The organism is Bacillus sp. 166amftsu (assembly GCF_900107445.1).
Classification (GTDB): Bacteria; Bacillota; Bacilli; order Bacillales; family Bacillaceae_G; genus Bacillus_A; species Bacillus_A arachidis.
This window is the reverse complement of the sequence record NZ_FNQA01000053.1, coordinates 1-5,428: the sequence shown is the minus strand read 5'-3', so window position 1 is coordinate 5,428 and position 5,428 is coordinate 1. Positions and strand designations below refer to the sequence as shown.

The window sequence follows — 5,428 nt, the reverse complement described above, 5'->3', positions numbered from 1 at the left end:
CCATCGATTTTTACCTAAGCAAAGCAAGAAACCACAAGGCTGCAAAGCGATTCTTCAAGAAAGCTTTGCAGTCTTTTCATATTTCTGAGCCTCGTGTCGTGACAGTCGATAAGAATCCAGCTTATCCTATAGCAGTTGAAGAATTGAGAAAAGAAAAAAAGATGCCATTAGGCATCCAACTAAGGCAAGTGAAATATCTCAATAACATAGTGGAACAAGATCATCGGTTTATTAAAAAGCGAGTTCGTTCTATGTTAGGATTGAAATCCTTTCGCACAGCTACATACATTATTTCTGGAATAGAAGCTATGCATATGGTAAAAAAAGGGCAACTTGTTTTACTGGACAAGTCTGTCCAAAATCAAGTGAAGTTCATCCATCAACTATTTGGAATTGCTGCTTAAGACTAGATTCCACTAGGAAACTTTTTGCCTCTTTATATCTTCCCTAAGTATTTGCACCAGAACCCTCTAGACCATCATTTGTGCGTTCAATCGCGAAATTAAGATGATCTGCAAGTGTTAAGTAAATGTTATCATTAAATGTAACACCAATTTCCACCTCAGCATTTTTGATTAATTCAACCGAAACATCTAGCGTCTCCGGTTTAATGTTTTCCAGGATTTTCATAAGAGGTCTACGAATATCGCTCGATTCCGCAACAAATTTCCGTCGAATCACTGTTTCATCAATCGCATCCCCTTTTTGCTTTTGGTACCCCACTCCTGTCCCCATCACGATCCATTCTAAATTAGAAGCGTCTTTAACTAGGGCCACATTATTATTAAAGGCTTTCAAAAACTTCATGGGCCTACCTCCACATCGTAAAACACAAAAATCCCATCTCGAAAATGGGCGAATCCTTCCACACACTCTCAACATAGGTAATGCCTGATCGAATCAGTAACACTCTGTTTTATATTATACAAGAAAAATATCACATTATGAAAGCGTTGTCAACACTTTTTGTCAGGTTTTGGTGCAAATATATGAAGAATAACACGGAGAATAGTAGATTTCTAACGGAATCGTATTTTATGCTATAAGCCCAAATATTTGGTGGATGAACTCTATTTGATTTTGGACAGACTGGTTTTCTAAATCAAGCTGTCCCTTTTTTATCATATGCATGGCTTCAACACCACTCAATATAGAGATTGCTGTTTTAAATGACTTGAGCCCTAACATAGAGCGCACGCGTTTCTTAATAAAACGATGATCTTGTTCCACTATATTATTGAGATATCTAACTTGTCTAATCTTTATGCCTTCAGGCATACGTTTCTCTTTTTTCAACGCTTGAATCGCTACTGGGTAGGCAGGATTCTTATCTACTGTTATCACGCGAGGTTTAGCAATGTATGAAAAAGCCAAGGCTTTCTTGAAAAAGCGCTTGGCTGCTTGTTTATCTCTTGATTTACTTAGATAGAAATCAATGGTATTTCCTTCTGAATCAACGGCACGATATAAATACGTCCATTGGCCTTTTACTTTAATATAGGTTTCATCAACTCTCCATGAATCATTTGTTGATTTAAGATGATATCGTACTTTCTCTTCTAATTGAGGTCCATATTGATGAACCCATCGCATAATCGTTGTGTGAGCAATTGATAATCCTCTTTCCTCCATCATTTCCACGAGGTTACGGAAGCTCAAATTGTACCGTAGGTACCACCTTACCGTTAATAAGATGAGTTCAGGCTGATAATGCTTCCATTTGAACAAATTTTCCTTTTCCATACCGATCACACACCCTATTAGAGTAATACTATCAGTATGTCCAAGTTTAGGAGATTACTTGCAAGAACTTTAGAGTTTTTGCACCAGAACCAATAAAGATACCCTATTTGTTTTTATTTTATAAATGTATCGCACATCCATTTGTAAAATTTTTCCTTCTCTTCAAATTGTGGATAATGAGCTGATTTCTCAAAAGCAATAAATTCTTTTTTATCTGCTTCAATCCTATCAAAATATTTTTTCGCTGCATTAGATGAAGTATTATAGTCATATTTACCCATGATAAAATAGCACGGTAATTTAAGTTTTTTTACTTTAGTAGGTAATGGATTTTTTAAATCTTTCTCTAACAAAATCTTTTGAGAATAGGATAACCCAAAGTTATAGCGGATTACATCTAATAATTTATACTCACTACTTAATAACATACCTATATTATTATCATCGGGGTTATCAATAAGTCTTGAAGTCCCACCATATTTCATAACATAATTTCGTGGGGTATACGTATCGCCATTTTTGATTTTTCCAGTTAATCCTTGTAAATATAAAACATCATCTGTATTGCCATCATTTTGAGCCTGCTTAATAACGTAGTTCAAACTGTCAATCTCGCTTTCTACTGTATCACTCATCTGTCCAATACCAATATATGCTTCATATTTTACAGGAGCTTTATAGGCAGCTTGCATTCCAATATATGTACCATAAGAATGGCTAATTAGTATTACCTTTTCTTTTCCAAGACGTTTTGATATATAATCCGTCAAGGACAATAAGTCCTCTACCAGTAAGTCTGATGAAAGATTCGAATAGTCCTCAAAAAAATGATATGATTTTCCGCTTGCTCTTTGGTCGTAATTAACAACCGTAAAATTTCTTTCCAATAAGTCTTGGTATTTATCGGCATAGGGTATTTCCGAAGATCCAGGTCCTCCATGCACAAAAATAATAACTGGGTTATTCTTATCATTGCCGCGTATCATAATTTCATGATTACTTCCATTTATCTTTACTTGTTCTAATGTACTTATACTGTTATCGCCTTTTATATGCGGAGTCCAAGTAGGAAAAAAAAATGCTATTACTAGTATTAGTATAATAACTACTCCGAGACATTTTATTAATTTCTTTATATTTTTCATCTAATACCTTTTACTCCTTTCTAAATTCACTTCATATTTCATACTTCTACTCTACAAATGAAAGGTAATATACTCTAGTGCCAGTAAGTCATTAATAAGTCATAACTATTTTTAAATAAAACTACAAATTAATGACCATTAGCTAATATATATTGCTTTTTTAACAATAAGTGCTATTAAGATGTTATTGATGCTCTTTTTTAGCCAAAAAAATCAAATGACATTCCACCGTAATATTTTGTAAATGACAATCTTCTGAGTTACCTATGGAATAAATAAATTCAAGATAGCGTTCCAGTTCATTACAAAAAAAAGGTGTAGACAAAGTTGATTTGCTTTATCTACACTCTCATATTTCAATGTTTCTTATCATCTATAAGGCTCTCTTCTATTGCCTTAATAATAGCAGAAGATCTGTTTTTTACATTTAATTTCGAATAAATGGTAGAAATATAATTTTTCACAGTTCCAATTGAAAGAAACATCTTTTCTGAAATGTCTTTATTAGATAATCCATGAGTTAAACATTTTAAAATTTTTAATTCTTGATTATTTAAATCATATGAATGATTCTTAAAGTTATGGTCAAGTTGTTCCGAGTATTCGTTATTATTTGATTGTATCTGACCAAACACCTTTTTTGCTAATTGTTGGGGAATTAGGGAACCTCCGTGATATACCATTTTAATTCCCTGAACTAAAAATTCAGGATCAACAGCCTTTAATATATAACCCTCTGCACCAGCATTTAAGGCATTTAAAACGTGTGTAACATCTTGAAAAGTAGTAAGTATTATTACTTTTATATTTGGCCATCGCTTTTTAATTTCACCTGTCGCCTTTACACCATCCATCACAGGCATTTGAATATCCATTAAAAGAATATCAAGGTTTTCCCTTTCGCATAAAGCAATTGCCTTTTCTCCATTATCCGCAGTTCCAACGATCTTAATGTCAGAAATGCTTTCAATCACAATTTTTAAGCTTTTTCTTAAAATCTCTTGATCTTCAACTATTGCCACTTTAATCATTATAATCAAACATCCTTTGCAATAGGTATGTTACACGTTATCCTCATACCATTATTCAATTTAGAATTAAAGTTAACTGTACCCGTTAAGGCTGATATTCGATCTTTCATTGAGCGTAGTCCAAAACCTAAATTTAATTCATTACAACCATTTCCATTATCTTCAATAAGAACAATCAATTCTTCCTGCTTAAAGGAAATATTTACTCTAATAAAAGTTGCCTGACCATGTCTTTTAGCATTTGTAAGTCCTTCTTGTACACAACGAATAATGGTAAACTTTACTCTTTCATTGACTTTGATCTCGTCCCCTTCGACATTCAGTTTTATATCCGTTGATGTATGTTTCATAAAATCAGCAATCAATTCTTTCACCGATTCAACCAGCGTTTGCTGATTCGTTGGCGACATATGGTGAATTGTTTTTCTCACATCATTCAATCCATTTCGTGCTAAATCTGAAATCTCTTTTATACTTTTTTCTGCTTCTTTTTTATCTGCCTGATATAGAAAAGGAAGGGCATCTAAACTTGTTATGACCGACGTGAAAATATGGCCTACTGTATCATGCAAATCTTGCGAAATTCTATTTCGTTCTTCCTTAATCGTCAGTTCCTCAATCTTTTTTGAGTAATATTCCAAATCCTTATTTTTTTCCTCAATAGAGGCAATTAACTCTTTATTAGCGTTATTGACAATGGTTATCCTTCCTAAAAATAACCCAATACAATAAAAGGTAGTTGTGTCAATAAAGAGTGCAAAAATATCCTTAACAGTGAAGAGATTGCCGACCAATGTACCAACTAATAAGAAAAATCCTAACCAAATTAATGGCTTAACTTGACAAGCATAAGCAATAGTAAGAATAGGCACAAATAAAAAACTGTAAGTCACTGACATTTCATATTGATTCGATAAGTAAATAAACAGCGAACCCGTTAACAACACCTCGGCTATTAAATAATATTGGAATTTTATAAGCCCAGGCCGATAAAATAGATGGGGTATTATATAAGAACAACTAGCCCATAAAAGTAAAACCCACTTTTCCAAACCTGACGTACTAATGAATATCGTGTAGCCATTAGAAGTAATCCAAATTGTTCGTATGAGAAATAGAAAATAGTCCAACCAATGCCATCTTCTTTGATCCATTACTGCTTTCATACTTTTATCCCCCATCTTTGGTGTCAATAGTATCGTTCCTAAAACTGCTCATTTTCGAATCATGCATAGATACAATAAATTGCAGTTTTCTTCAATTATACCATTTCTTTCTTCCGCTAAACTGCCAGTTACTTCAAGTACATTTCTTCACAATATCTTCCTAATCTTAGCACTGTGTTCCTCAACAATCTGGCCCGATTGCTAAACAAAGTTTAAAATGTACACATTTAGTATTTGTTACAAAACTCGTGATATTTTGGTCAAATATGGATATGCCAGAGTAAGCACGTTAAACCAGGATTTAGAATCCCAAATTCAAATGTTAGAAAAAGAAGGCTGCGAG

Annotated in this window: 7 protein-coding genes; 2 read left to right on the top strand and 5 right to left on the bottom strand. The window is 33.4% G+C overall.

The window, feature by feature from the left end; translation table 11 throughout:
• Positions 1-404: DDE-type integrase/transposase/recombinase (locus BLV40_RS27550; RefSeq protein WP_139265640.1), on the top strand; the 404-nt coding region annotated here is incomplete at its 5' end.
• A gap of 43 nt (positions 405-447) precedes the next feature.
• Here the strand turns inward: BLV40_RS27550 and BLV40_RS27545 are convergent.
• The 5 genes from BLV40_RS27545 to BLV40_RS27525 form a co-directional block, all read right to left on the bottom strand.
• Positions 448-807, bottom strand: a complete 360-nt coding sequence (locus tag BLV40_RS27545; protein ID WP_170833731.1) for a CAT RNA binding domain-containing protein — start codon at positions 805-807, stop codon at positions 448-450.
• A 228-nt stretch (positions 808-1,035) separates the two neighbouring features.
• Positions 1,036-1,743 (bottom strand): IS6 family transposase, encoded by a 708-nt coding sequence (locus BLV40_RS27540; RefSeq protein ID WP_090695801.1) that lies wholly within the window; start codon positions 1,741-1,743, stop codon positions 1,036-1,038.
• Positions 1,744-1,856: 113 nt separating this feature from the next.
• Positions 1,857-2,888 (bottom strand): alpha/beta hydrolase, encoded by a 1,032-nt coding sequence (locus BLV40_RS27535; RefSeq protein WP_090695799.1) that lies wholly within the window; start codon positions 2,886-2,888, stop codon positions 1,857-1,859.
• A 356-nt stretch (positions 2,889-3,244) separates the two neighbouring features.
• Positions 3,245-3,919 carry a response regulator transcription factor gene (locus tag BLV40_RS27530; protein WP_244525469.1) on the bottom strand — a complete coding sequence of 225 codons (675 nt, stop codon included), beginning with the start codon at positions 3,917-3,919 and terminating at the stop codon, positions 3,245-3,247.
• A 5-nt stretch (positions 3,920-3,924) separates the two neighbouring features.
• Positions 3,925-5,085, bottom strand: coding sequence for a sensor histidine kinase (locus tag BLV40_RS27525; protein WP_170833730.1), 1,161 nt, complete (start codon positions 5,083-5,085; stop codon positions 3,925-3,927).
• A gap of 217 nt (positions 5,086-5,302) precedes the next feature.
• On the opposite strand from BLV40_RS27525, the gene BLV40_RS29875 reads away from it, so the two are divergent.
• Positions 5,303-5,428, top strand: a 126-nt coding sequence (locus tag BLV40_RS29875; protein ID WP_348519738.1) for a recombinase family protein, incomplete at its 3' end; no start/stop codon positions are given.